General features: G+C 69.7%; 1 protein-coding gene. It reads left to right on the forward strand.

The genetic code is table 11. The annotated features are described in order from the left end of the window. A partial coding sequence (locus AC27IQ_RS25090; protein ID WP_487091236.1) for a hypothetical protein occupies positions 1 to 785 on the forward strand: 785 nt, incomplete at its 5' end. Positions 786 to 1,164: the final 379 nt, after the last annotated feature.

The following is a 1,164-nucleotide window of genomic DNA, read 5'->3' on the forward strand; positions in this document are numbered from 1 at the left end:
CGCGCCGCGCTGGCCGTCGGCGCCGGCAAGGCGGCCACCACGATATCGATCTCGGTGGTGTCCGGCATTTCCGGTGGCGTGGCGGGGGCCGCGGCGGCTCCGGTGTTTCCGCCTATATGTCCGGGCAGCCCTTCTTCAGCCGCGCCACGTTGCTGAACATCGCCATTGGCGGCATCGCGGGCGGCGGGGCGGGACTCATGGCGGCAGGTGCGCACCTGACCTTTTTCACCGGCGGCAAATCGCTGGGGGTCAACCCGACACCGCTCACGGAGCACACGCAGATCCCGTCCTTCCCGGACCCGGCGGCCAATCCCAATTTTCCGAGAAACGCCGGGGACGGGATGCTGAGGGGAAAAGTACGGATCCTGATGCCCAACGACCCTGTCACCCAGTCCATGGAAAATACCTGGACCCACCTGGATCCTGTGCAGCGCGCCACGTTCGAGCAGAACCTCACCACCATCAACGGCACCAGCGTGGACGTGGTGGCGACCCACGGCATTGCCGGCAGCGCGATGGTGGAGTGGACCGCACCCAACGGCACACCCATCAACCGCCCTGTGTCCGCCCAGACGCTGGCAGCCTTCCTCAGGCAGGAAGGCTATGGTGCCACCGGAACGAACCAGCCCATCAAGCTCGTCACCTGCTTCGCCGGCATGCCGGGGCGGTTCAGCCTGGCGCAATCGCTCGCCAACGAGATGGGGGTCAGCGTGTACGCCCACTGGTGGGTAGTCAACCCGAACCCCGATGTGGCGACACCCTGGATCCGTTTCGATCCGCGTTGACGCGCGATGCGGTGGATGGGCCGAGGCGGATGGAAACCACCCACGGGCAGGCGGTCCAGCCCCGCCACTCGCGCCGGCCTCGCAGCGGCGCATGGCAACGGGTGTTCGAGGCTCTGGCGGGAAGCGGCCCGGTCGGTCGTTTCCATGGCTCGCTCCCTCTGGCGCCCCGCCCTCGGGCGGGCGGTGGGGGAGCATGGTGGGCGGCAGGCCCGACCGGGGCATGCCACCATGCGAAGCCGTGCGCGCACCGGCGCACGGCCACCGCGTCTCTGACGTCTCCTACAGGCCGGCCGGCCCCGCCGCCGCCAGCCGCACCTGCTCGAAGCGCTCGGCCTGCTCCTTGCGCAGGGCCTTGCGCAGCAGCGCGGCCTCCCAGCGG

The sequence above is a fragment of the Acidovorax sp. KPB24-07 genome (assembly GCF_057543315.1).